The organism is Alicyclobacillus vulcanalis (assembly GCF_900156755.1).
GTDB classification, from domain to species: Bacteria; Bacillota; Bacilli; order Alicyclobacillales; family Alicyclobacillaceae; genus Alicyclobacillus; species Alicyclobacillus vulcanalis.
Window position 1 is genome coordinate 305,610 of the sequence record NZ_FTOO01000002.1, and the last position, 25,091, is coordinate 330,700.

At 64.0% G+C, this 25,091-nt stretch carries 22 protein-coding genes; 5 read left to right on the forward strand and 17 right to left on the reverse strand.

The features are described 5' to 3' along the window. Positions 1–10: 10 nt before the first annotated feature. Genes BW934_RS03905 through BW934_RS03915 form a run of 3 tightly spaced genes read right to left on the reverse strand, consistent with a single transcriptional unit; the run spans position 11 to position 3,752 of the window. Positions 11–853, reverse strand: a complete 843-nt coding sequence (locus BW934_RS03905) for an ABC transporter permease (RefSeq protein ID WP_143232516.1) — start codon at positions 851–853, stop codon at positions 11–13. Next, positions 850–1,785 (reverse strand): ABC transporter ATP-binding protein, encoded by a 936-nt coding sequence (locus BW934_RS03910; protein ID WP_076345286.1) that lies wholly within the window; start codon positions 1,783–1,785, stop codon positions 850–852. Before BW934_RS03910 ends, BW934_RS03905 begins: the two co-directional genes overlap by 4 nt. Continuing rightward, entirely contained in the window at positions 1,782–3,752 is a 1,971-nt protein-coding gene (locus tag BW934_RS03915; RefSeq protein WP_234969535.1) for a hypothetical protein, read from the reverse strand. The genes BW934_RS03910 and BW934_RS03915 overlap by 4 nt, the downstream gene beginning before the upstream one ends. Before the next feature lie 241 nt (positions 3,753–3,993). Between BW934_RS03915 and BW934_RS03920 the strand changes: the two genes are divergently transcribed. Beyond that, positions 3,994–5,211 (forward strand): MFS transporter, encoded by a 1,218-nt coding sequence (locus BW934_RS03920; RefSeq protein ID WP_076345290.1) that lies wholly within the window; start codon positions 3,994–3,996, stop codon positions 5,209–5,211. Positions 5,212–5,244: 33 nt separating this feature from the next. Here the strand turns inward: BW934_RS03920 and BW934_RS03925 are convergent, their stop codons facing one another. Continuing rightward, entirely contained in the window at positions 5,245–6,564 is a 1,320-nt protein-coding gene (locus BW934_RS03925) for an MBL fold metallo-hydrolase (protein WP_234969537.1), read from the reverse strand. A 202-nt stretch (positions 6,565–6,766) separates the two neighbouring features. Between BW934_RS03925 and BW934_RS03930 the strand changes: the two genes are divergently transcribed. The 4 genes from BW934_RS03930 (at position 6,767) to BW934_RS03945 (ending at position 10,967) form a co-directional block, all read left to right on the forward strand. Next, positions 6,767–7,651: a carbohydrate ABC transporter permease gene (locus BW934_RS03930; RefSeq protein WP_076345294.1), complete on the forward strand. Its 885-nt coding sequence runs from the start codon at positions 6,767–6,769 to the stop codon at positions 7,649–7,651. 13 nt (positions 7,652–7,664) lie between these two features. Next, complete coding sequence (locus BW934_RS03935) at positions 7,665–8,471, forward strand: carbohydrate ABC transporter permease (RefSeq protein WP_076345296.1); 807 nt, start codon at positions 7,665–7,667, stop codon at positions 8,469–8,471. 32 nt (positions 8,472–8,503) lie between these two features. Continuing rightward, positions 8,504–9,817, forward strand: coding sequence for an ABC transporter substrate-binding protein (locus BW934_RS03940; protein ID WP_076345298.1), 1,314 nt, complete (start codon positions 8,504–8,506; stop codon positions 9,815–9,817). A 169-nt stretch (positions 9,818–9,986) separates the two neighbouring features. After that, entirely contained in the window at positions 9,987–10,967 is a 981-nt protein-coding gene (locus BW934_RS03945; RefSeq protein ID WP_076345300.1) for an aromatic ring-hydroxylating oxygenase subunit alpha, read from the forward strand. 136 nt (positions 10,968–11,103) lie between these two features. On the opposite strand, the gene BW934_RS03950 is transcribed toward BW934_RS03945, so the two are convergent. The 13 genes from BW934_RS03950 to queF form a co-directional block, all read right to left on the reverse strand. Beyond that, a complete protein-coding gene (locus BW934_RS03950) occupies positions 11,104–11,886 on the reverse strand; it encodes an enoyl-CoA hydratase-related protein (protein WP_076345302.1) in 783 nt (260 codons plus the stop codon). A 15-nt stretch (positions 11,887–11,901) separates the two neighbouring features. Continuing rightward, a complete protein-coding gene (locus tag BW934_RS03955) occupies positions 11,902–13,404 on the reverse strand; it encodes an acyl-CoA carboxylase subunit beta (RefSeq protein ID WP_076345422.1) in 1,503 nt (500 codons plus the stop codon). 41 nt (positions 13,405–13,445) lie between these two features. Then, complete coding sequence (locus BW934_RS03960; RefSeq protein WP_076345304.1) at positions 13,446–14,351, reverse strand: hydroxymethylglutaryl-CoA lyase; 906 nt, start codon at positions 14,349–14,351, stop codon at positions 13,446–13,448. A 19-nt stretch (positions 14,352–14,370) separates the two neighbouring features. Then, positions 14,371–14,586 carry an acetyl-CoA carboxylase biotin carboxyl carrier protein subunit gene (locus tag BW934_RS03965; RefSeq protein ID WP_076345306.1) on the reverse strand — a complete coding sequence of 72 codons (216 nt, stop codon included), beginning with the start codon at positions 14,584–14,586 and terminating at the stop codon, positions 14,371–14,373. Positions 14,587–14,599: 13 nt separating this feature from the next. Next, complete coding sequence (locus BW934_RS03970; protein ID WP_076345308.1) at positions 14,600–15,940, reverse strand: acetyl-CoA carboxylase biotin carboxylase subunit; 1,341 nt, start codon at positions 15,938–15,940, stop codon at positions 14,600–14,602. Positions 15,941–15,951: 11 nt separating this feature from the next. Further along, positions 15,952–17,085 (reverse strand): acyl-CoA dehydrogenase family protein, encoded by a 1,134-nt coding sequence (locus BW934_RS03975; RefSeq protein ID WP_076345310.1) that lies wholly within the window; start codon positions 17,083–17,085, stop codon positions 15,952–15,954. A 218-nt stretch (positions 17,086–17,303) separates the two neighbouring features. Continuing rightward, positions 17,304–19,277: an acetate--CoA ligase gene (gene acs, locus BW934_RS03980; RefSeq protein WP_143232518.1), complete on the reverse strand. Its 1,974-nt coding sequence runs from the start codon at positions 19,275–19,277 to the stop codon at positions 17,304–17,306. A 37-nt stretch (positions 19,278–19,314) separates the two neighbouring features. Beyond that, positions 19,315–20,502, reverse strand: coding sequence for an acetyl-CoA C-acetyltransferase (locus BW934_RS03985; protein ID WP_076345312.1), 1,188 nt, complete (start codon positions 20,500–20,502; stop codon positions 19,315–19,317). A 41-nt stretch (positions 20,503–20,543) separates the two neighbouring features. Continuing rightward, a complete protein-coding gene (locus BW934_RS03990) occupies positions 20,544–21,206 on the reverse strand; it encodes a CoA transferase subunit B (protein WP_076345314.1) in 663 nt (220 codons plus the stop codon). A 29-nt stretch (positions 21,207–21,235) separates the two neighbouring features. Beyond that, on the reverse strand, positions 21,236–21,946 hold the full coding sequence (locus tag BW934_RS03995; protein WP_076345316.1) for a CoA transferase subunit A: 711 nt from the start codon (positions 21,944–21,946) through the stop codon (positions 21,236–21,238). A 315-nt stretch (positions 21,947–22,261) separates the two neighbouring features. After that, positions 22,262–23,497, reverse strand: coding sequence for a glucuronate isomerase (locus tag BW934_RS04000; RefSeq protein WP_076345318.1), 1,236 nt, complete (start codon positions 23,495–23,497; stop codon positions 22,262–22,264). A 52-nt stretch (positions 23,498–23,549) separates the two neighbouring features. Next, a complete protein-coding gene (locus tag BW934_RS04005; RefSeq protein WP_076345320.1) occupies positions 23,550–24,641 on the reverse strand; it encodes a YheC/YheD family endospore coat-associated protein in 1,092 nt (363 codons plus the stop codon). 87 nt (positions 24,642–24,728) lie between these two features. Beyond that, complete coding sequence (gene queF / locus BW934_RS04010; protein ID WP_076345322.1) at positions 24,729–25,082, reverse strand: preQ(1) synthase; 354 nt, start codon at positions 25,080–25,082, stop codon at positions 24,729–24,731. Positions 25,083–25,091 lie beyond the last annotated feature (9 nt).

Below are 25,091 nucleotides of genomic sequence, written 5' to 3' on the forward strand. Positions count from 1 at the left end.
TAGCCGCGGCTCATTGATACTGCTTCTCCGTACCGCTGACAAACGGCAGCCAAGAGAACCACTGCGGGCGCAGGCGCCACAGGCTCGGCACCAACAGCAGGGCGATCACGACGGCATAAAACTCGACAAACGGAACCCAGATGTGCGGCTTGGCAGATACGACGCCCAGCAAGGCCGCCTCGACGTAAAGCGGATCGAGCGCGTAAAAGAAGTGCGACCAGACGAGGGCCGAATAGTCGATGGGATTCTGCTCGTACAGGGACTTGAGCCCGTAACCAAGCGCCCCGAAAATCACGGTCATCAGCCCCACGCTCCCATACGCGAAGACCGTGCTCCACGTGGAGCGCAGCGCGATGGTCGAAAACAGCACGCAGACCGCCGAGATGACGACGATCGTCACGAGCTGAAAACCGAGCACCGACGCGACCTGCACGGGTACGGCGCCGCCGTACAAGAAGACAAGGCTGTAGATGGGCAAGGTCAGAACCACGAGCAGGGCCAAGAGCGCGCTCGACGAGACGAGCTTCCCGAACAAAATCCCAAACGGCCCGACCGGCGTCGTCAACAGCACGGCGAGCGTCTTTCGCTCGCGCTCGCCACTGACCGATCCCGACGCAAACGCCGGAGCCAGGAAGGCCACCACGACCATCTGCAACAGGCTCACCAAGGCAAACACCTGTTGGCTCTTCGTCGGCTGCACGAGGTACAACTGTCCCTGCACGTTCTCGTACAGGAGGAAGACGGTCAGAACGCTCATACCAAACAGGTACGCCGTAATCACGAGCGGAGCGCGAATGGTGCGCATGCGCTGGCGAAACTCCTTGAGAAGCAGGGGATTCAGGTAAAACCTCACGACATCACCCCCTCCTGAATCGCGGCGAGCCGCAGGAAGAGCTGTTCGATATCTGTCGGCTGCTCACGAAATTGCGTGATGGTAAACCCGTCCGCGACGAGCCGGCTCAAAAGCTCCGCCTGCTGAGCCAGGGTCCCCGCATACAAGACTTCCCATCCGCTCGCGAGCGGGCGCACCTCCGCGACGTGCGGATCGCGAAAGAGAGCGCGGACGAAGCCATCGCCGAGATCGCGCCCGTCAATCACCAGGGTGCGGTAGGCGCTCGAGTGCTGGACCATGACTTGAACGGCGGCGACCGCCACCAGTTCGCCGCGCAAGAGAATGCCTACCTCGTCAGCCACCTCGGCGAGCTCGTTCAGGATGTGTGTGCTGATGATCACCGTCTTGCCGAGATCGCGCAGTCCCGCGAGCACCGAACGCATTTCCAGGCGAGACTTCGGGTCCAGACCGCTTGCCGGCTCGTCCAAAATGAGCACGCTCGGATCGTGCATCAGGCACCGCGCCACTTCGAGCCGCTGCTGCATGCCGCGCGAGAGGTTGTTGACGTACACGTCGCGCTTGTCCGCGAGGCGCACGCGCTCCAACAGCTCCTCCGCGCGGCGCGAGATGGTCCGCCGATCGACGCCATAGCACTGCGCAAAGAAGCGCAGGTACTCCATCACGGTCAGGTCGTCATAGACGCCGAAGGAATCGGGCATATAGCCAATTGCCCTGCGCACCGCCTGGGGTTCGCGCGTCACCTCGTGCCCGCCGATGTACGCGCGCCCAGAGGTGGGCAGCGTCAAGGTGGCCAGCATCGACAGGGCCGTGGTCTTGCCCGCGCCATTTTCCCCGACAAGCCCGAAAATCACCCCGCGCTCCACGTTCAGATTGAGGTTGTTGACCGCGAGCGTCTTCCCATACCGCTTGCTCAGATTCTGCGTGAGAATCACGATCCCGCCTCCACGACCGGCATGACCGGCGCGTATTCGCGCACAAGCACCAGCGTCCGTTGGCTCGCCACGGCGCGGTGGTCCGTCGGCGCCGCGAGTTCAGGCAGGCCGCCGTCCGACGTGGCGAGCACCAAGGCCGACGTCGAATTCAGATGCACGCCTGCGGCCAGCCCCGACAGGTACGCGCCAAGCGTGCGCCCGATGCCGTGCGTCAGTTGGCGATTGTACACCCCGTAATCGGAGATCCACGACGACGTCGCCATCTGCTGCCCCGCGCTGAGCGATCTCGTCTGCCCCGGCGCCAAGTTGCCCAGCTTCACAAGGGTCCCTTCGTAGACCACCGCCACGCCATTGAGCGTCATCCGCGTTTCGTTCGTCACCGTGCCGTACAGCATGCCATAGGCTTCTTTGAAGTTGCACTGCACGCGCCCCGCGTCCTCGTGAAAGCCTGAGGCGAACACGTATCGCACGTGCCACCGGGGCACGTCCGTGAGCGTCACCGTGGTCGCGCCGTCGCCGTGCTCGATCACGGCGTTGGCCACCGGCTGGTCATCGCTCTGCAGCGTCAGGACCTCGTCTCCCGCCGACAGGCGCAGGACGTCGTCACCCTGCGCGGGCGACATGATGGCGAGCGCGCCGTATTCGTACGCCCGGCCGTCGCCGAGAAGGTCCAGCACGCCGACGCCGTTCATCAGGAGTCCCGACGGGCGCGCCGATCCGCCGAGCGCAAAAATGCCAGCCGTCGCCACGCCGCTCAGCAGAGGCAGAATGGCCCACGCGAGCGCAGCCCGGTGAAGCCGGCGAAGCACGTAAAACGTCACGGGGCCAGCGGCCACGAGGTACGCCAGGAGCACGAGTCCAAACGTGGACAGGCCAGGCATGCGCAAGGGCTCAAGTGCGTCTCCGACACTCGTCAGGCTGAGCCCGCCCGTGGCGCGCAGCACGTCGGAGACAGCCGGCCCCGCGCTCTGGACAAGCCCTGCGCTCTGGAAGAGAGACGTCCACATCTCCGCGTTCCCCGGCCAGGCGAGAAGGTCGGGATCGAGCGGGGAAAACGACGTTTGCCAGATCTGGCCGCGGCCAAACGGCTCGCTCGCGACAAGCGGCTCCGCGTTCGACCCTGCCCAGAGCCGCGCATCGGGGGCAATGCGCCCGGCCGTCGACTCTATTTGCCCCGGCCCCGAGCTGGTGCCCGCAAAGCTGGCGAGCGGATCCCCATCGACCACCTGAAACGCGCCTGGCGAGATGGGGAGCGAAGGAAGCGGCGAGGGTGAAAGGCCTGTCCCCGTCGCGATGAGCATCCCGCCCTGCTCCACCCAAGCGGCGAGCGCCCTCACCTGCGCGGGCGACAACGCGCGCAGCTCGTCCACACTCGCCACGAGCGCGCTGAGGTCGGCGAGGGCCTGGGCAGACGTGGGGACATCGTCGGCCCTCAGCGCGACGGGCAGCACAGGCGTTCCGCTTGCGCTCGTGCCCGCGAGAAACTGCGTGGCCTGCGAACTGTCGCTCACCACCCCGACGAGATCGACGTGCGAGACGCTGTTGCCCTCGAGCCAGGCGGTGGCGGCCACGCGCTGGTTCAGGACGAGATCGAGCGAAGTTCCCTGGGCAAGCGCGTTGCCGGGCACATCGATAAACGTGGAGGTGGAACCGTCCTTGGGAAGCCACAAGAGCCAGGTCATCTCGCCCGCGATGTGGCGATCGCCCAGCGAGGGCCCGCCCACGCGCAGAACGAGTTTGGCCATGGCGGCCGGACCGCGGTGGTGGACCGAGACGTGAACCGGAACCCACTCGTCCGCCACGTAATAGCCTCCATAACCGACGGCGGCAGACATGGATACCGAAGCGTCATCCGCAAAGGCCCGTGGCGCGTCCACAGCTGCCACGCCCCAGGCTGCGGCCATCGCGGCACACGCGGCCGCGGCATATCGAACAAGCGCTTGGCAAAAGCGCGAGACGAGCCTCATGCCACCGATCCTTTCACAAGGGTTCACACCCATGCCCCTAAGATGGCCATGCAATTCCATTGTACCGCCATCTGAACCGCCCTGCGAATCTGGTCCCATTCGACCGGAAACACGCTTTGGTGGCGATCCGGCCGGATCAACCTTCGCCACCTGGGCAACCGTGCCTGTGGCGCTTTCCATTCCGAAAAAATCGGCGTATCCTTTCATTGTGACCTTTGCTTTGGGAAAGAGGGTTTGTCTCATGCTTCCACCCAACTCGACGCGCGACGAGACCTACATCGCGCGAGGCACAGCGGTCTACCGCCGCGTGAGCTTCGCGTTTCTCGCAGCTGGGCTCGTCACGTTCGCCAACCTGTACGCGGTACAACCCCTCATTCCGGCTTTCAGCACAGACTTTGGCAAATCCCCGGCGGCGGCCAGCCTCGCCCTCTCCGCTTCCACCTTCACGCTTGCCCTGTCGCTCCCCATCTTCGCTTCGCTCTCCGACCGGTTCGGCAGAAAGCCCATCATGCTCTTTTCCCTGTTTTCATCCTCTGTACTTCAGTTCGCGGTGGGGATCGCGCCGACCTTCTGGAGCCTGGTGGTGGTGCGGGCCATCGAGGGGCTGACCCTCGCGGGACTGCCCGCGGTGGCCATGACGTACCTGAGCGAAGAAATGGATGCGCAAAGCCTCGGCTTTGCGATGGGCTTATATATCAGCGGCAACACGCTCGGGGGCCTCTTGGGGCGCGTGGTCATCAGCGTGGTGGCGGACGGCGCCTCATGGCGCGTCGGCATGATCGGCTTCGGCGCCGTCAGTCTCGCGCTCTCCGCCTACGTGGCGTGGTCGCTGCCTGCATCAAGACATTTTGTATCGAGGAGGGATCGCCCCCGCGATCTCCTTACCCGATTCGGGCGGGCACTCAAGCGTCGAGAACTCGTGGCGCTCTATCTGATCGGCGGCCTCTTGATGGGTGGCTTTGTGTCGCTCTACACCTACACCGGTTTCCGGCTCGCCCGTCCGCCGTATGCGCTGCCGACCTCCGTCATTGGGTTCTTGTTCTTCGCGTACTTGGCCGGGACGTTCAGCTCGTCGTTCATGGGCAGCCTTGCGGACCGCATCGGCCGGCATCGCGTGTTGCCACTCAACATCGCCATCATGGCCGCTGGCGCCCTCTTGACCTGCGCGCGAGACCTCTGGGCAATTGTGGCCGGCATGGTGGTCTTCACCCTCGGTTTTTTCGGCGCGCACTCCACGGCGTCGGCAAGCGTCGGCAGCCTCGGCGGAGGGGAACGGGCGCAGGCGTCCGCGCTCTACTTGTTCTGCTACTATGTCGGATCGAGCGTCATCGGGTCGCTGGCTGGCGTGTTCTGGGCCGACATGGCCTGGCCAGGCGTCATTGGCATGATCCTTGCTGCGGACATCGCGGCGGCGCTCGCCTTTCTTTTCGTAAGGCGAAAATTAAGACCCGCACCCTAAACGGGCACGGCAACTTCGGCCGCCCTGCGCGGCTCAGCTTTGCTCCGGTAACGATCCGGCCGCAAGCAGGTCAGACAAGGTGTACGCCACGCCCTCTTCGGGCAAGACGCGGAGCACGCCAGGGGCGATGACCCGCTCTGGGTAAAACGAATGAATCGGCAGGTAGACGCGCGGCTGGATGGTTTGAACGGCTTGCACGATCTCGTCGAGCGCCGCGTGTCCGCTCGTGCCGATGGACCGAAAGGTGACGCCAAAGTACGCGAGCCAGCGCTGGAGGTTGTCCCAGGCCGGATCGAACGGACCGAGCGGCGCGCCGTTCGAATGGATGTAGAGGCCACCGGCTTGCGGGCCGAGATCGATGAGCCGCCACAGGCGATCATAGTTCAGTTCGGCAGCGTAAGCCCCCGGCGCCTCGCGAATGTCCTCTGGCCCGATGCGGCGAACTCCGGCCGTGGCGAGCCAACGATCGACTGCTTCGGGAAGCTCCTCCCCCGCCCATACCGCCACGTCCTCGGGCAGGCGCTCGGCGAAGTGGGCTGCGACATAGAGCGTGCGCGCGTCGAACACGGGCACGCGATGGGCCTCGCGCGACACGCGCGCAAACGCCAGCACGCGCTCTGGATGGCGCGGATAGGCATTGAAGTACACCATCCGGACCTCGCTCTGCATCGCCTCGGCCAAGAGGCGCACGAGCTCCTGCTCGCTGACCTGTGGACGCGCCTCGTCCGCAGCGCGCGTCCCCTCGATCAGAAGCACATCCGGTTGAAACGCCCTCGCCTGGTCCACGAACGCCCGCGATACCTCAGGGCGCCAGCCGTGAAAGCGCAGATCCCCCGAATACACAATTCGAAGGTCGGGCGCGCTGATCAAGATGGCCGCGGCCCCTGGCGTGTCGTGATCGACGGGAACAAACTGAAACTGGAGATCCCCCACCTGTTGCCACGCATGTGGTTCGACCCCGATGAGCTCAAGGGACGGCTGATGTTCGATGTGAGCGTCCGCAATAAGCTTCAGGATTTTACAGGTGTCTTTCGTCGAAAACAGCGAGATTTCATTTGCCATATAAGGCAAAAGAGCGGTATGATCCAAGTGGTTATGGCTTATGCAAATTGCAAAGTCAGCATGATGTTCATTCGTATAAAGCTCAGGAATATCCGGCAGGAAGCCAATCGCCCGCAGATCGGCGTTGGACCGTGGCACAAGCGCGCCGGAGAACATGGGAGAAGATGGGCGCACCACGTGGCCCATGTCGAAGACGAGCGCTGCCGAAGCTGTCTGGACGCGGCAAATGGTGCCGCCGATGGTTCGAGTGCCGCCGAACAACGTGATGTGCGTAGGCTTGTCCAAGATCATCTCTCCTTCGGGGAAGGCGTCTCGGGTTGCGGCCGAGCATTACAGAATACCACACAAGAGAGGGTGAGAACATACTTTCATTTTGAATTCGTGTAAATGATATTTTACGAAATCTTCACTTGGCTTGCGAAGTTTGGGTGATTACAATGACGTTGCGGTGGAAGCTGAGGCATCTCATGCTTGATTTGAGAGGGATTCCGCGATGACACTCAAGGCCAGACGAACGCTCACGGCCTACCTGATGCTCTTTCCCACGCTGCTGCTGTTGGCCGTGTTCACGTTGTATCCCATCGTCGAGTCGTTCATCATCAGCTTCTTTCACTGGGACATGATCAGCCCACACAAGCAATTCGTGGGTTTTCAAAACTATGTTCAAATTTTTGAAGATCCGCTGTTTCATCGCGCCGTCGTCAACACGCTCCTCTTCGTCGTGCTCTACGTTCCCATCGCCATGGCCCTTGGCCTCGCAGTGGCGCTGCTTCTCAACGCGAAAATCCGACTCAGGGGCTTGTTTCGCACCGCCATCTTCCTGCCTTACGTGACGTCCATCGCTGCAACAGGTATCATATGGCAGTGGATTTTTAACGACCAGTTTGGTCTGTTGAACTACCTGCTCCGCCTCGTGGGTATCCACGGCCCCGATTGGCTCAACACGCCCCAAGACACGATGGTTTGCCTCGTCACGCTGAGTGTTTGGCAGAGTTTGGGGTATGTAGCGGTGCTGTTTCTCGCCGGCCTGCAAAATATCAGCCGAGAATACTACGAGGCCGCGCGCGTCGACGGAGCGCACGGATGGCGGCTTTTCCGGCACGTGACATGGCCTCTGCTCTCCCCCACGACGTTCTTCGTGCTTCTGATGAGCACCATCGAAGCCTTCAAGGTCTTTCTTCCCGTATACGTCTTGTACGGTGCCACCGACGGCCCCAACGACAGCGGCTTGACGATGCTGTACTACATGTTTACAGAGGGGTTCAGCGACTATCGGATGGGTTACGCCAGTGCATCCGCGTACATTCTGTTCATCATCATCCTCGCGTGTACGCTTTTGCAGATGACCCTGCAGCGGCGCGTTCACTACGACATGTGATGGGGGAAGGGCGATGCGCAAGGTCCTGATTTACTTGGCGCTCACGGTCGTCACGCTGTTTGTGCTTGGGCCGTTCATTTGGATGTTGTCCACGTCGCTCAAACCGGCAGGGCAGGTCCTGACGACCACGCCTTCGTTGTGGCCGCACCCCTTCGAATGGCGGAACTACGCGGCGGCCTGGACTTCCGCGCCGTTCGCGCGCTACTTCCTCAACAGCCTCTTCATTTCGGGCGTGGAAACCGTGTTCGACCTGACCCTGGGCGCGATGGCGGCTTACGCGTTCGCCCGCATCAACTTCGCCGGCAAGCGCCCGCTGTTTCTTGCGCTCCTCGCGACCCTGATGGTGCCTGGAGAACTGTTGCTCATTCCCAACTACATCACGATCGCGAAGCTACACTGGATGAGCACGTACCAAGGCATCATCGTTCCGTGGCTCATCAGCGTGTTCACGATCTTTCTCATGCGCCAGTTCTTTCTCTCCATGCCGTCCGAAGTCTTCGAAGCGGCTGAAATGGACGGCTTAAATCCCGTTCGAACGCTGTTCCAGGTCGTCATGCCACTCACCAAACCGGTGTGGATCACGGCCGGCCTCATCAAGTTCATTGGGAGTTGGAACTCATTCCTATGGGTTGTGGTCATCTCCAATTCCCAATCTTTAGATACCGTTCCTGTAGGTCTGATGAATTTCACATCGGATGTCGGGACGGAATATAACCAGCTAATGGCCGCTGCCACGTTTTGCATGGTGCCGCTCGCCATCGTGTTTCTGATTGGCCAGCGGTATTTCATCGAGGGCATCGCGCGCAGCGGCATTAGATAAACTTGAGACCATCGAAGAAAGGAGAGGTCAGTGTGAAACCAAAACGCAAAGCGCTTATGGCGACCGCGACGGCCATTGTGATGGGGGGCTTGCTGGCCACCGGATGTGGAGATGAGGAGACCGGCGGCGGGGGCATCCCGATGAACAAGACGGCCAACGCAAGTGGACAAGCCGCATCCAGCGCTCAGCCTGTCACCATCACCTTCGAAGAGTCGATGCCTGGCAAGCTGGGCAAGGAACTTCAGAAGCTGACCAACGAGTTCGAGAAGCAAAACCCGAACATTCACGTGCAGCTCATCTTCAACGGCTCGTACAGCACGTTGGAGCAGAAACTGACGGCTGCCATTTCCTCGGGCACAGAGCCCACCATCGCTCAGGTCGAGGAGACGTGGGAGACCAACTACGTGCAAAATGGTCTGATCGAGCCGCTTGACGCCGTCATCCCGAAGTCGACGCAAAACGACCTCATTCCCATTTGGCGACAGGACTCGACGTACAACGGGAAGTTGATGTCGGTCCCGTTCAACAAGTCGGCCTACGTGTTGTATTACAACCTGGACGACTTGAAGAAGGCCGGCATTTCTGCGCCGCCGACCACGTGGAGTGAACTGGAGCAGGACGCGATCAAGATCCAAAAGAAGGAGGGCATCCCCGGTCTCGGGCTCCAGGGCAACTATTACACCTTCGAAATGCTCCTCAAGCAAGCTGGCGGACAGATTTTGAACGCCAACAACACGAAAGCGGCGTTCAACAGCTCCGCAGGGCTGGCGGCGCTCAACTTCATGAAGCGCCTGGTCGATGAACACGCCGCCAAGGTGGTGGGCGCCAACGAATACCTGTCGGACGGCTTCAACACCAACGAATACGCGATGGACCTGGATACCGTCGCCGCCATGTCGTTCATCAACAACCCGAACATCCACTGGAAGGTGGCGCCGCTCCCGAAGGGCGTCACATACGCGGTTCCCACGGCCGGCCTGAACCTCGTGATTTTCAACGCCGCTTCGTCGGCGCAGAAGGCCGCAGCTGCGAAGTACCTCAACTTCCTGATCTCCGTGCCTTCGACCATCGAATGGGCCGAACAGACGGGTTACCTCCCTGTCCGGCAGAGCGCGCTCACCAACCCAGCCTGGACAAGTTATGTTAAAACGCACCCCAATCAAGGCGTCGCTCCAAGCCAACTGAAGTACGCCTATTTCTCGCCGCGGCTCGCCTCGCTGTACTCGGCCGAACAGGAGATGAGCACGCAAATTGGAAACCTGTTGGCCGGCAGGCAGACCCCGCAGGTGACCCTGCAGAACATGGCAAACATCACGAATCAGGCCCTCGCTCAGGGCAACTCCTGATTCCTTCCCCCGTGCGCGAGGCGGCACACCAGAACCGCCTCGCGCACGGACGTTTTCCAGTCGATCGCGACGGATGCACGTACACGCGCTTTTGCCCTTGCTTATTTAACCTACCAGTATATATAATTAAGGCGGACGAATGAATCTCTTTCGTGGAGGCGTATCTTGCATGACGAGCCGACAGGTCTTGGCACCGAGTGAAGACCGCGTTTTCCCGGCGACATGGTACGCCGTCTGTTTCTCGCGCGAGCTTCATCGCGCGAAACCGCTCGCAGCAGCCGTCGCGGGACAGGAACTCGTCGTGTTCCGGGACGCGTCCGGCGCGGTGCGCGCGCTGCCGAGGTACTGCACCCACCGCGGCGCCGATCTCGCGCTCGGCGAGGTCCACAACGGCCGGTTGGCCTGCGCGTATCACGGCTGGCAGTTTGCGGGGGATGGCCGCTGCGCATTCATCCCCGCTCATCCTGACCGGCCGATCCCAGCGTTCGCTCATCACCGCGCGTATCCCGCGTGCGAGCGAGGCGGGATCGTCTGGGTGTATCTCGGCGGCGAATCCGCCCCACCCGAGCCCGACCTGTTTCCAGAGCTTCAGGGCGACGCGTATCGCCTCGTCCCCTATGAGGCCGTGTGGCGGGCGCACCTCACCCGCGTCGTCGAAAGCGTCCTTGACGTGGCTCACCTCGCGTTTGTCCACCGCAGAACCATCGGCCGGCGGACGCCAGCCTCCATCCCGCGCGTCGCGTTCGAGGTCGATGAGCGCGATGGGATTCTCATCCGCAACGGCGGCGGCGTCCTCGAGTACCGATTCCCGCAAATGTGGATCCTTCGGCCGGCCGAAGGCCGAGGCGGCTTCATCAACTTCGTGACCTTCACGCCCGTCGACGCGGAGACCACGCGCATTTTCGGGTACGCCGGCCGCACGTTCGCGCGATCCGTCCCGTTCATGGACGCCGTTTTCCGCCGCTACAGCCTTCGGGTACTCTGCGAGGACCAGCGGGTGGTGGAAAGTCAGCATCCCCGGCCCATCCCAGAAGCGCTGCGCATGGAAGCCCACGTGCCGGCCGACGCTCCCCAGGTGCGCTTTCGTCAGCGGTGGTACCGGTTTCTCACAGGTGACGAACCGCGCGTGACCGTCGCGCCGCCCGGATGAGCCGGGCCCCGGTGCGGGGGCCGACGAGCCGCCATCCCGCCCCCGCCCCGCCCTTGCGCCGCCGTCGAGCCATCCCGCCACAGGCCGTGCCACCTTCCCCTGGCGCGATCCCCCGGGCACCCTGAGCCCCTCCGCACTACTCCCCGCGAAACTGCGGCTTGCGCTTTTCCGCAAACGCCGCCAGGGCCTCGAGGCGATCTGCGGTCGGCATGACCCCCTCGTATGCCGCGTCCTCGATGGCAAGCCCTGTGGATACGTCGACGTCGAGGCCGCGATCGATGGCCCACTTCGCCTGGCGGACGGCCACCGGCCCATTGGCCCCTATGGCGGCGGCGAGCGATCGCGCCCATTCCACGGCGCCCTCGAGCGTATCGGCCACCTCCATCAGGATGCCGAGCTCCTTCGCGCGCTCTGCATCGATCCGCGCGGCTGTGAAAATCATCCACTTCGCCCAGGTCGGCCCGATGATGCGCGCAAGGCGCTGCGTCCCGCCCGCCCCTGGCACGATCGCGAGCGACGTCTCCGTCAAACCGAGCCGGAGATCGCGACACCCCACGCGAAAGTCGCAGGCTAAGGCGAGCTCCAGCCCGCCGCCGAACGCGAAGCCGTGCAACACCGCGATGGTCGGCTGCGGCAGGCGGGCGACGCGGTCGAACACTTCGCGCGTGAGGCGCACGTTGCGGCGCACCTCGTCGGGCCCGAGGCCGCGCCGCTCCTTGAGATCGGCGCCCGCGCAAAAGCCCTTGCCTTCGCCGCGCACGATCACGACCCGCACGCCGCGATCGCCTGCGATGTCGCGCACGGCCTCCTCCAACGCGCGGAGCAACGCGTAATTGAGGGCGTTCATCGCCTCAGGCCGGTTCAGGACGATCTCGGCCACGCCGTCCTCGTCCTTGTGCCACACAATGGGCTGTTCCACCTTCCGTCTCCCCCCTCAGACCGGGTACACCGGGTGCTTGCGCTGCCCAAACGCGACGGCTTTCCCCTCGTACATCGCAAAACGCGAGACGAGTTCGCTCCGCAGATCGTCGGCCTCGACGATGTGATCCACCACCAGCTCGGAGGCCAGGCGGTAGATGTCGATGTCCCGCCGATACGCCTCCCGCCTCTCCTGGATGAAGGCCGAGCGCTCGGGCTCGTCGAGCTCGGCGATCTTGTTGGCGTAAACCGCGTTCACCGCGGCCTCGGGTCCCATCACGGCGATCTCGGCCGTCGGCAGCGCGATGCAGGCGTCTGGCTCAAACGCGGGCCCCGCCATGGCGTACAAGCCCGCGCCGTAGGCCTTGCGAACGATGACCGAGATCTTCGGCACGGTGGCCTCGGACATCGCGGCAATGAGCTTGGCGCCGTGGCGAATGATGCCTTGGCGCTCGACCTTGGTGCCAATCATGAAACCAGGCACGTCCGCCAGGAAGAGAAGCGGAATGTGGAATGCGTCACAGAGCGTGATGAACCGCGCCGCCTTGTCGGCGGAATCGACGAACAACACGCCGCCCTTGACGCGCGGCTGGTTCGCGATGATACCGACTGGGCGGCCCGCGATGCGCGCGAGTCCCGTGATGATCTCCTGGGCAAACAGCTTCTTGATCTCGAACCACGAGCCCTCGTCGATCAGCCGATCGATGAACTCATACATGTTGAACGGCACATTCGGATTGTTCGGCACAATCTCCGAGGCCTTGCGCGGCGATGGCGCCGGATCCCGCGCCTCCTCCACCGGCGGGCGCCCGAGGTACGAATCCGGCATGTACCGGAGATACTGACGACACGCCTCGATGGCGCTCGGCTCGTCCGGGACCAACACGTCCCCGCACCCGCTCACACTGCAGTGCATGCGCGCGCCGCCCATTTCCTCGAGCGTCACCTTTTCGCCGATAACCATCTCGGCCATGCGCGGCGAACCGAGGTACATGCTTGCGTTGCCTTCCACCATGATGACGAGATCGCAGAAGGCAGGGATGTAGGCGCCGCCGGCCGCCGACGGCCCGAACAGCAGGCAGATCTGCGGAATGTGGCCGCTCAAACGCACCTCGTTGTAGAAGATGCGGCCTGCTCCGCGCCGGCCGGGAAACATTTCGACCTGATCCGTGATGCGCGCGCCGGCCGAATCGACCAGGTAAATCAGCGGGATATTGAGCTTCTCCGCCGTCTCCTGGATGCGCAGGATCTTCTCCACCGTCCTCGCGCCCCAGCTCCCAGCCTTAACCGTGCTGTCGTTGGCCATGACCGCCACCTTGCGCCCGTGGATGCGGCCGATGCCCGTCACCACGCCGTCGGCGGGCAGGTCGTCCGCCTGACAGTTGGCGTACAACCCATCCTCGATCTCGAGCCCGTCATCGAGCAGGAGCTTCAGGCGATCGCGAACAAAAAGCTTGCCCTGCTCGCGATTTTTGTCGTGATACTTCTTGGCACCGCCCGCCATCGCCCGCGCTCTCATCTCTTCAAACCGTTCGTCCGCCACGGCGATCTCGCCCTCCTTCACGTCGCCTCACAGGCGCCGCGCGCGACTTGGCGCGCGTGGCTCGCCAAAGGCTTGCCGATCACGCCTTCCAGCCAAGCGACGACATCCATATACCGCACGGGATCGACGCCCGTTTCAACGCCCATCTTTTCAAATAAGTACAGCACGTCTTCGAAGGCCACGTTGCCCGAAGCGCCCGGCGCATAGGGACAGCCGCCGAGCCCGCCGATGGAGCCGTCGAAGCGGCGCACGCCGGCCAGCCAGCCGGCGTAGATGTTGGCGATGGCCATGCCGCGCGTGTCGTGAAAGTGAAGCGACACCCGGTCGAGGGGTACGATGCGCTCGACCTCTCGCACGACGCTGGCCACCTGAGACGGCACGGCGACGCCAATGGTGTCGCCGAGCGCCACCTCGTCGATGCCAAGCTCAAACAGCCGCTCGACCACCGAGAGCACCTGCGAAACCGGGACGTCGCCCTCGTAGGGGCAGCCGAAGACCGTGGACACATACCCGCGGACCACGAGTCCCTCCGCTTTCGCTCCCTGAACCACTGGGCGCAGCACAGGGTACGTTTCCGCAATACTCTTGTTGATGTTTTTTCGGTTGTGGGATTCGCTCGCCGACATAAACACGTGCACAGCGTCCACCTTCGCCGCGATCGCGCGGTCGAGGCCCCGCTCGTTCGGCACGAGCGCAGAGAGTTCCACACCGGGCCTGCGCCGGATACGGGCAAACACCTCGTCGGCATCGGCCAGCTGCGGGATCCACCTTGGATGCACAAACGACGACACCTCGATGGACACGACGCCTGCGTCCATGAGCCGCTCGACGAGCTCGACCTTCAACTCCGTCGCGACGGCGACGCGCTCGTTCTGCAGTCCGTCGCGCGGGCCCACGTCGCGCAACCACACGCGCTCTTCCATGCCATCGCCCTCTTTTGCGTCAGCTTTCGAGCCGGACGAGATCGTCCCCCTCGTTGACGAAGTCGCCCTCGTTCACGAGCACCTCCGCCACCACGCCGGCCTGTTCGGCCGGAATGGGAATCTCCATCTTCATCGATTCCAAAACCACGACATCCTGGCCGGCCTCGACGCGATCGCCAGCCTGGGCGAGCACGCGAAGCACGATGCCCGCCATGGTCGCTTGGACCGTTGCCATCTTCATCCCCCTCTCAGCGCTTCCCCCAGGATTCCAGGAAATCGGTTGTGGTGTCACCGGCCCTAAACCGGTCCGAGGCGACGATGGCGCGGAGCAAGGGCAGGTTGGAGCGAATGCCCTCTAGCACATACGCGTCAAGCGCCTGTTGCATGCGTTGAATGGCCTCAGCCCGATCTCGGCCATGAGCGATGAGCTTGCCGATCATCGGATCGTAATAGGGCGTGATTTCCGAGCCGGATTCCACGCCGACGTCGTTTCGGATGCCCTCGCCTTCGGGCAGCACGAGCCGCGAGATGGTGCCGGGTGAGGGCAGCATCTTCTCCGGATCTTCGGCGTACACACGGCACTCGATGGCGTGGCCGTCGCGCCGAATGTCGCCCTGCCGGAAGCCGAGCGGTTCCCCCGCAGCGATGCGCAGCTGCCACTCGACGAGATCCAGCCCGGTCACCATTTCCGTGACGGGATGCTCGACCTGCAGGCGCGTGTTCATCTCGAGGAAATAGAAGTTTTTGTCCTCATCGACGAGAAATTCAAGCGTGCCCGCATTCTCATAGCCAATGGCTCGGCAGATGGCGAGGGCCGCCTCGCCCATCCGCTGCCGCAGCGCCTCGTCGACAAACGGGGACGGCGCCTCCTCGACGACCTTCTGGTGCCGCCGCTGAATCGAACACTCGCGCTCCCACAGGTACACCGCCTGACCGTGCGCGTCGCAAAGCACCTGAATCTCCACATGGCGCGGCCGTTGCACGCGCTTCTCCAGGAACATCTCGCCGTTGCCGAAGTACGCCTTGGCCCGAGCGGAGTTCGATGCGAACGCCTTGCGCAGCTCCTCTTCGGACTGGACCACCTGCATGCCGATGCCGCCGCCGCCGTACGACGCTTTCAGCATGACAGGATAGCCGATCTCGGCCGCCATCCGCGCCGCCTCGTCGGCGTCCGCGACAGCGCCTTCACTGCCCGGCACGACCGGCGCTCCCGCCCGCTTCACCGTCTCCCGCGCGGCGACTTTGCTGCCCATCGCCGCGATGGCCTCGGCCGAGGGCCCAATGAACTTGATGCCGCGCGCCACTGCGGCCCGCGCGAACTCCGCATTTTCGCTCAGAAGCCCGTAGCCCGGATGGATGGCCTCCGCGCCCGTCTCCTCGGCCGCACGCAGGATAGCCTCGATGTTCAGGTAGCTCTTCGCCACCGGCGGCTCCCCGATACGCACGGCTTCGTCGGCCTCGCGAACGTGAAGCGCTTTCTCGTCCGCGTCGGAATACACCGCCACCGTCGCGATGCCCATCCGCCTGCACGTGCGAATAATGCGCCTTGCGATCTCGCCCCGGTTTGCGATCAACACCTTGGCGAACATGCCGCCCCCTCCTAACAGCCCAACTGGCGCGCGATGACCAAGCGCTGAATCTCCGACGTCCCTTCGCCGATCTCAATGAGCTTGGCGTCGCGGTAGTGCCGCTCGACCGGGTACTCGCGCATGTAACCGTAGCCTCCGAGCACCTGAATCGCCTGTTCACACGTGCGGGTGCACATCTCCGACGCAAACAGCTTCGCAAACGACGCCTCGAGCGTATACGGTCGGCCCTGGTCCTTGAGCCACGCCGCCTTCATCACAGCGTTGCGCGCCAAATCGATGTGCATCGCCATATCCGCCAGCTTGTGCTGAATCGCCTGGAACTTGCTGATGGCCTGCCCGAACTGAACGCGCGTCTTGGCGTACTCGAGCGCCGTCTCAAAGGCCGCACGCGCAATTCCGATGGCGAGCGCCGCGATGGCCACCCGTCCGCCGTCCAGCGTCGAGAGGAATTGCTTGAACCCCGCGTTGAGCGGGCCCAGCAGGTTCTCCTTCGGCACGCGGACGTGATCGAGAATCAATTCGACGGTGTTGGAGGCTCGCATCCCCAGTTTCTCATACGGCTTGCTCACGGAGAAGCCCTCGGCGTCGGTCGGCACGATGAACGCGCTGATGCCGCGCGTCGCAGGGTCCGTCACCGCCGTGAGCACGACGTACTTCGCGTAACCGCCGTTGGTGTTGAAGATCTTGTTGCCCGTGATGACCCATTCGTCCCCATCCAAGACGGCCGTCGTCTTCGTGCCGCCCGCGTCCGATCCGGCACCTGGCTCCGTCAGACCAAAAGCCCCGAGCGCCTCCCCGCGCGCCATCGGGACGAGGTACGTTTGTTTCTGCTCCTCCGTCCCGTACAGCAAGATGGGCGTGCAGGCGAGCGAGACGTGCGCCTCGTAGCTCAGCCCCGTGCCTCCGCAAGCCCGCCCAATCTCCTCGACGGCCAGGCAGTACGAGATCATGTCGGCACCGGCGCCGCCGTAGGCCTCGGGAATCGGCAGGCCGAGAAACCCGAGCTCCCCCATCTTGCGAAACACCTCGATGGGGAAGTGCTCGTTCTTATCCCACTCCGCGGCGTGCGGCGCGATCTCGGCCTCCGCAAATTCGCGCACGGTATCCCGGATCATCTTTTGTTCTGGGGTGAGATCAAAGTCCACGAGTCCCCTCTCCCTTCGCTCTCACCTTTCACTGTAGCCGAATAAGCAAGCGCTTGCAATCAATTTTAAGCATCCCGCCGATGCCCCGTCGGTCGGATCATCGCGCGGTCACTTCGCGACGGCCGAACGAGCGGGGCGGCGAGATGCATGGGCTGCCCGGCGCTGGCCTGCGCGTCACGGGCAGCGCATGAACACAGCCCAGATCCCATCGGCCGACGTCACTCGCTGCCCGGCGCCCGTTCGCGCAGGTCGTGCAACAGCCGCTCCACCACTTCCCAGTCTTCCAGGCCGGTGACGTCCCCCTTCACCTCGCCGGTCTGGAGAATCTCGCGCAACATCCGCCGGAGGATCTTGCCGGATCGCGTCTTCGGCATGGCCTCGACGAAGTGAATGCGCGCAGGCCGGGCGAACGAGCCGATGTCCATCACAACGCGCGCCTTCAGCTCCTCTTCGAGCTCGCGGCTTGGCGTGACGCCGCGCTCGAGCGTGACAAACGCGACAGGCACCTGGCCCTTCACCTCGTCCGGTTCGCCGACGACGGCCGCCTCCACCACCGCCTCATGCTGGATCAACGAGCTCTCCATCTCCATCGTGCTGATGCGATGCCCAGACACGTTGATGACGTCGTCCACGCGGCCGAGCACCCAGAAGTGGCCGTCGGCGTCGCGGACCGCGCTGTCGCCCGTGAAGTAGAGGCCGGGCATGCGCGAGAAGTAGGCGTTGAGATACAGATCGCGATCGCCGTACACGTCGCGCGCAAGCGAAGGGAAGGGCCGGCGAATGACCAGATACCCGGGCACGCCGTCCGGGACCTCGGCGCCCCGTTCGTCGACCACGGCGAGATCGTGCCCGAAAAACGGCACCCCGCACGATCCCGGCTTCATGGGCACCGCGCCTGGCAAGAGCGCGAGCGGCGTCCCGCCTGTCTCCGTCTGCCCCCACGTGTTGTTGATCACCGCCACCTCGCCGCCGATGACGCGGCGCACCCACTGCCAGGCCTCTGGATTCAAGGGCTCGCCGACGGATACGAGGAGTTCAAGCGAAGACAGATCGTGGTTTCGCGCGACGTCCTCGCCGTGCTTCATCATCATGCGGTAGGCCGTGGGCGCCGAGAACAACTTGTTCACGCGGTAGCGCTCGATGATCTCGTACAGGCGCCCGGGGTGCGGCCAGTCGAGCGCGCCCTCGTACAAGAGCGTCGTCGTGCCGAGCGCGAGCCCGCCCACGAGGACAAAGATGTGGGAGGTGAGCCAGCCAATATCGGCGGTGTTCCAGTAGACGTCCTCGGGGCGAAGGTCGAGCTGGTACTTCGTGTACGCGTACGTGCCCAAGAGAAACCCGCCTCCGGCGTGCACGATGCCTTTGGGCCGGCCCGTGGTTCCACTCGTGAAGATGAGGAACGCGGGCTCGTTGGCCTCGAGCGCCGCAGGAGGGCAATCGCGCGGTTCGCGTTGCATGAGCTCCTCAAAGTCGACATCGCGCCCAGGGGTCATGGGCGTCTCGAGTTCCGGCAGGCGGCGATAGACGATGACGTGCTCCACCGTTTCGACGCCCTGAAGGGCCTGGTCCACGGTCTCCTTGAGGCGAAGCACCCGACCGCGCCTGAGGCTGCCATTGGCGCAAATGACAGCCTTGGCCCCGCAGCGGACGATGCGCTCGCGGAGCGCTTCGGCGGAGAAGCCGGCGAAGACCGTGTTATACAGTACGCCGAGGCGCAGACAGGCGAGCAGTGCCACGTAGGTCTCGATGAGGTTCTGCATATAGACGCAGACCACGTCGCCCTGGCGCAGGCCGAGCGACTTTAACGCGTTGGCGAAGCGCGACACGGCATCCTGGAGCTGCAGATACGTCACGGAGCGGCGCTCGCCGTCTTCTCCCTCGAAGAACAGCGCCACCTTGTTGCGGTAGAGCGGATGTTTCGCGTGCCGATCCACGCAGTTTTCGCACACGTTGATATAACTGCCAGGGAAGAACTGAAAGTCCGGCAGATCGCCCGCGATGACCGTCTTGCCCCGCTGCTGCCACAGCAATTCGTCGGCGATCTCGTCCCAAAACGCGGCCGGATCGTCGATGGAAGCCCGGTATTTCGCCAGGTACTCGTCGTAGCTCGACAGGTACGAACGGGTCACGTACGACTCGGGCGGCGGTATCAGCCGGGCGCTCGCAATCATGCTCAACCTTTCATCTGCCACGAGGATCCCTCCTCCAACGTGATGCCGCGCGCGTGGATCAACGCGCAAGCCGCTCCACGACCATCGCCACGCCCTGCCCGCCGCCGATGCACAGCGTCGCAAGGCCATACCGCCCTCCGCGCCGCTCGAGCTCGTGCAGGAGGGTCACCAAGATGCGGGCGCCGCTTGCGCCGATGGGGTGCCCGAGCGCAATGGCTCCGCCGTTGACGTTCAGCTTGTCGTCCGGGAACGCAAGCTCGCGAGCCACCGCCAGGGCCTGCGCGGCAAACGCCTCGTTCGCCTCGATGAGGTCGAGATCGTCCACCGAAAGCTCGGCGCGCGCGAGCGCCCGCCGCGTGGCTTCAATGGGCCCAAGCCCCATCACGCTGGGATCCAGCCCGACGCTCGCGTAGCTCACGATGCGCGCCATGGGCTTCAAGCCGAGCTCGTCTGCGCGATCCCGCGCGACGACGAGCATCGCCGCCGCGCCGTCGTTGATGCCGGAGCTGTTGCCCGCCGTCACGGTCCCATCGGCCGTAAACGCCGGGCGCAGCTTCGCGAGCGCCTCCGCCGTCGTGTCGGGCCGCGGATGTTCGTCGCGATCCACGACGGCCGGATCGCCCTTGCGCCGCGGGACCGACACGGGCACGATTTCGTCCTGAAACCGCCCGGTTTCCATCGCCTCCCTGGCGCGCATCTGGCTGCGAAGCGCAAACGCGTCCTGATCCTCGCGAGAGATGCCGTGGCGGCGCGCCACGTTTTCCGCCGTCACGCCCATGTGGATGTCACAAAACGCGCACCACAGCCCGTCCTGGATCATGCTGTCGATCACGCCCTTGTGGCCCATGCGGTACCCTTCGCGGGCGCCCGGCAACAGGTACGGCGCGTTGGACATGGACTCCATGCCGCCCGCCACGAGAAGACTCGCGTCGCCTGAGCGAATGGCCTGCGCCGCGAGCATCACCGATTTGAGGCCGGATCCGCACACCATGTTGATGGTGGTCGCGGGGACGTCCTGCGGCAGCCCCGCGCGCATCGCCGCTTGGCGCGCCGGATTTTGCCCGAGCCCGGCCTGGAGCACGTTGCCCATCACGACTTCGTCCACCAGGCCCGGCGCCACGCCAGTGCGGCGGAGAACCTCCGAAATGACGGCCGCGCCGAGATCAGGCGCGGAAAGCGGGGCAAGGCTGCCCTGGAACGAGCCGATGGGCGTCCGCACGGCGCCTGCAATGACCACGTCCTGCACGTGTCATCCCTCCTGTGTCGTCTCTTGCGTTGGACCTGCGTTCAGTCGACGGACATGACCCGCACGCCTTCCGGCGGGATGTGAAGCTTGGGCTCGGTGATGCGCTGCACGTCTTCGGCGCTGTGGCCTGGCGCCACCTCGCGGAGCCAGAGCCCCTCGCTCGTCACGTCGATCACGGCGTAGTCGGTGATGATGCGGTGCACCACCCGGCGGCCCGTGAGGGGGAGTCGGCAGGTCTTGAGAATTTTCGGCTGACCGTCCTTGTTGACGTGTTCCATCGTCACGACGACGCGCTTGGCGCCGTGCACCAAGTCCATCGCGCCGCCCATGCCTTTGACCATCTTGCCCGGGATCATCCAGTTGGCGAGATCGCCAAACTCGGAAACCTCCATCGCTCCGAGGATGGCGATGTCAATGTGTCCGCCGCGCACCATGGCGAACGATTCGGCGCTGTCGAAAAACGCGGCGCCGGGCACGGCCGTGACGGTCTCCTTGCCCGCGTTGATGAGATCCGGATCCTCTTCGCCCTCGTACGGATACGGACCGATGCCAAGCAGGCCGTTCTCCGAATGGAGCATGACGCCGCGGCTGGGGTCTAAGTAGTTCGCCGCAAGGGTCGGCATGCCAATGCCGAGGTTGACGTAGTCGCCGTCTCGAATTTCCTGGACGGCCCTTCGGACAATTTGATCGCGCGAAAGCGGCACCGTCGTTCACCCTTTCCTTCGTCCCGCCCTCAGGCCTGCGGCCGCGGCCGCACGGTGCGGCGCTCGATTCGCTTGACGGGGTTCGGATTGACCACAATGCGATGCACATAGATGCTCGGCGTGTGGATGAAATTCGGATCTAATTCTCCAGGCTCCACGAGCTCCTCCACCTCGACGATGGTGATCTTTGCCGCCGTGGCCATCACCGGATTGAAGTTGCGCTCCGTCTCGTGATAGATCACGTTGCCGAGCTTGTCGGCTTTCCATCCCTTGACCAGGGCAAAGTCGCCTGTGATGGCGCGCTCGAGCACGTATTCGCGGCCATCGAACTCGCGCACCTCCTTGCCCTCCGCGACTGGGGTACCCACCCCCGTGGCCGTGTAAAAGGCGGGAATCCCCGCGCCGCCGGCCCGGATGCGCTCGGCCAGCGTCCCCTGAGGGACAAGTTCCACCTCGAGTTCGCCGCTCAAGAACTGGCGCTCAAACGTCTTGTTTTCGCCCACATACGACGACACCATTTTGCGAATCTGGCGCGTCTGAAGCAGAATGCCGAGGCCCCAATCGTCCACGCCGCAGTTGTTGCTGACGCAGACGAGGTCCGACACGCCCCGGTCGCGCAGCGCCTGAATCAGCGCCATCGGGATCCCGCACAGCCCGAAGCCGCCGACCAGAAGCGTGGCGCCGTTGGGAATGTCCGCAACCGCTGCCTGCGCCGACTCGTAGACCTTGTGTGAACGCATGGACTTCACTCCCATCCGACCGTGGTACATTGCGCCACGGCGTCCCAGAACGAGTAAGCGTTTTCATTCTAACAGAAGCCAAAGGAGGCGCGCTAGACCGCCCGGAGAGGCTGCCGCGGGCGAACACCGCACCCCATCCGCCCGCGGCCCGTCCTCCGTACTCCAAGCCCGCCATCCACCGTGAGGCCATCTTCTCTCGCCGTCATGCCCTCACCAGGGTCCACCACGGATGAAACAGACCCAGTCAGCGCCGCGCCCCGGCAGCATGCGCATTTCCCGTTGACCCATGCCCGCGCCCGATCCGGCGCATGCCGGCTAGGCCCGTCCCACGAGCCGCAGGAAATTGTCACGGAACAGCCGCCCCACCTCGCGCTCGATCTCGCCCCGCGTCACGCGCCAGCCTGTGCGCGCGATCTTCGTATACTTGTGTACCAAAACATGCGCAGCGAGTTCGCGCGCGCTTGCCCACTTGTACACCAGATGCTCCAACACACGCGCATCGGAGTGCTGCAGCACAAAGGTCGGGCCGAGAAGCTCGAGTCGCATGGCCGAAATTTCACGCGTGAGGCTCTCGGTGTTGACGAACCACCAGCAACCAAATGGCACGACATTCGCGAACTTGCGCGCCAGAACGGTGAGCTCATGCTGATCTTCGCGGGACAGCACCGTGACGAGGATCTTCAAGTCGGGATGACTGGCGGCCAATCTCTCGACCGCCTGCAGGTTGGCGCGCCCGCTCGCATCGCCTGCGTCGCGAAGCGCGGTATTCACCTGGCGGCGCACGCCGATCATGAGCGCGAGCGGCAGCCCGTGGGCTGCGCAAGCTGGCAGAATGCATGCCTCCAGCACGCGACCGGAGGTGTCTTCGCTCGGATACGCCCACTCGGGCGGCGCGGAAAACGCCAAATACAGCGGGCGCATTCGCTCGATCCAGTCCTCCAAAAACCGGCGAATGGCGGCGAGATCGGAGGCGTCCGCGCGGGGAGACAGGGAAATGCCCGCCTCAGCCAAGCGCTCGCCGAGCGTGCGCCAGTCCCCGAGGAACGGATCGAGGCGCAGCGCAGGAAGGAAGCGTGCATCGACGGGGGCGCCTTCCAACCAGTAGGCGCGCTCGGCCGGATCGAGCGGATCGTTTGTCATGACCACTTGATCGACGCCCGCGAGTTCGAACACCCGGGCGGCGTAGCGGTCGCTCGGCTGATCGCAGAGCGCCTCCCGGAGGCCCATCAGACCATCGCGGCGGAGATCCACGCCGAACGCGCGGGCGATGGCCACGACACCCATGGCTGCCTCGGAGAGGGGGCTCGCCTGCTCAAACAGCTGCGCATACACCCAGGCCGCCTGATCAGGAAGGGGCATGGCGTAAAACGATGCCGGCGAACGATGGCCCGCTCGAATGGCCTCGGCGATGAGGTAGTGATAGGTGAGGACGTGATCGGCACCCGAGCGCCACAGGGAGGCAAAGGCGGGCGGGAACAAGTGCGTGTGCATGTCGATGGCCCGCACGCGGCGAACGGCGTCCCGGACCCAATGTGAGATGACGTCTTCCATGGTCACACCTCCTGGTCCGGATTGTACCACGCCGCGGCGGTGACGGGTGCCGCTAGCGCCGGGCCAGGTAGCGGGCAAACCCCGCCTGGCAGGAGGCGAGCTTCTCCAGCATGGAGCGGTCGAGGAGCGAGCGCGCTGGCTTTGGGTTCATTTCAATCATGCGAACATGGCCGCCCTCTTCGACCGCCATGTCAAAGCCGACGAGCCCCACGGTCTTGTAACGGTCGGAGAGGGCCTCGGCAATCGTCTGGGCGGCCTGCACAAGCTGATCCACGGGCACGTCCTTGCCTTCGCGGCGGGCCGCGGCCTCGAGCTGCTCCAGCGTCCACCGCTCGCCCCCCGCGATGATGTTCGTGACGACGCCGTCGACCGCGGCGAGCTTCGGCACGATCCCGACGAGCTGCCATTGGCCGCGGTGATCGCGGTGAAGGACGACGCGAAAGTCCACCTTTCGGCCGCCCACCTGGAGGAGGCGAAGCCCGCGCTGCACGAGATACCGTCCGCGCAGCGAACGAACGAAGGAGGCAAGCTGCGGGCGCGTAAGCACACGCTCCCAGGTGCGCACGCGACCTCCCCGGCGATCCGCCCGCACGCGGACGCGATCGCCCGGCAAAAGCTCGAGGCGATGGACGTTCATCCCGCCGTAGCCGCCACTCGGCTTTACATAGACCGTTTTCCAACGCTCGAGCGCCTGCCAGAGGTGCTCGGAAGTCGTCAACGATTCCGTTTCGGGCGCGAATCGGTCGAGGCCTGCTCGGCGGAGAAACGAGATCATCTGCCACTTACCGGGCAGCATCGGGTTGAAAAGCGGAACGCCGCGGCGCCTTGCTTCCGCGCGAAGCGGGGCGCTGTAGCCCTTGACAGCGAGGTGCACGTAGACGTTTTCGTAGATGACGTCCGGGAACGGGACATGAGCGGGCTGCCAATCTCCGTCCGGCCGAGCCGGATCGACAGGCGTATAGGCCGACAAGCGCGACCAAACCGCTTGTCGACCTGGGTCAAACAGGCACACGCGCAGGCCATGGCTCAGCGCCGCTCGCGCAATTCTGCGGTAGTGCGCGCCGGGCCTCCATCTGCGCTGCCCATCTTTCGGCACCGCGGTGGTGGCGATGCCAAGCCACAAAGGTTCTCGATGCTCCGCCATTCGAATCCCCCCGCATTCGCTTCATGGTATGCGGGAGGCGCGCTTTCGGAGAAAACGCGATGGCCTAGGCACCATCGCGTTTTTGGCTCATTTGCGGTATTCTACGGTCACCTTGGTGTGAATCCCGCCGCGAATCGTGAAGTCGCCCACGACCTTGGCGTAGTGCGGCTCGGCGGCAGCCACGAAGTCGTTCAGGATCCGATTCACGCAGTCCTCGTGGTAGCTCGTCTCATTGCGATAGCTCCACAAATACAGCTTCAACGACTTGAGCTCGACGAGCTTCTGATCCGGCTCGTATTGGATGTAGATGGTCGCAAAGTCCGGCTGACCCGTCATCGGGCACAGCGTGGTGAACTCCTGCGTTTCCATTTCCACCGTATACCTGCGGTCCGGATGCGGATTCGGCACCGTCACGAGCGACTTCGAAGGTTGATTGAACATGGAGATCTC

Coding starts and splice junctions, on each gene's coding strand:
- BW934_RS03915 (WP_234969535.1), bottom strand. CDS start 3,752: ATGAGGCTCGTCTCGCGCTTTTGCCAAGCGCTTGTTCGATATGCCGCG.
- BW934_RS04000 (WP_076345318.1), bottom strand. CDS start 23,497: ATGGAAGACGTCATCTCACATTGGGTCCGGGACGCCGTTCGCCGCGTG.
- BW934_RS03995 (WP_076345316.1), bottom strand. CDS start 21,946: ATGCGTTCACACAAGGTCTACGAGTCGGCGCAGGCAGCGGTTGCGGAC.
- BW934_RS03970 (WP_076345308.1), bottom strand. CDS start 15,940: ATGTTCGCCAAGGTGTTGATCGCAAACCGGGGCGAGATCGCAAGGCGC.
- BW934_RS03960 (WP_076345304.1), bottom strand. CDS start 14,351: ATGGAAGAGCGCGTGTGGTTGCGCGACGTGGGCCCGCGCGACGGACTG.
- BW934_RS03945 (WP_076345300.1), top strand. CDS start 9,987: ATGACGAGCCGACAGGTCTTGGCACCGAGTGAAGACCGCGTTTTCCCG.
- BW934_RS04005 (WP_076345320.1), bottom strand. CDS start 24,641: ATGGCGGAGCATCGAGAACCTTTGTGGCTTGGCATCGCCACCACCGCG.
- BW934_RS03955 (WP_076345422.1), bottom strand. CDS start 13,404: ATGAGAGCGCGGGCGATGGCGGGCGGTGCCAAGAAGTATCACGACAAA.
- BW934_RS03935 (WP_076345296.1), top strand. CDS start 7,665: ATGCGCAAGGTCCTGATTTACTTGGCGCTCACGGTCGTCACGCTGTTT.
- BW934_RS03965 (WP_076345306.1), bottom strand. CDS start 14,586: ATGGCAACGGTCCAAGCGACCATGGCGGGCATCGTGCTTCGCGTGCTC.
- BW934_RS03920 (WP_076345290.1), top strand. CDS start 3,994: ATGCTTCCACCCAACTCGACGCGCGACGAGACCTACATCGCGCGAGGC.
- BW934_RS03925 (WP_234969537.1), bottom strand. CDS start 6,564: ATGATCTTGGACAAGCCTACGCACATCACGTTGTTCGGCGGCACTCGA.
- BW934_RS03930 (WP_076345294.1), top strand. CDS start 6,767: ATGACACTCAAGGCCAGACGAACGCTCACGGCCTACCTGATGCTCTTT.
- queF (WP_076345322.1), bottom strand. CDS start 25,082: ATGTTCAATCAACCTTCGAAGTCGCTCGTGACGGTGCCGAATCCGCAT.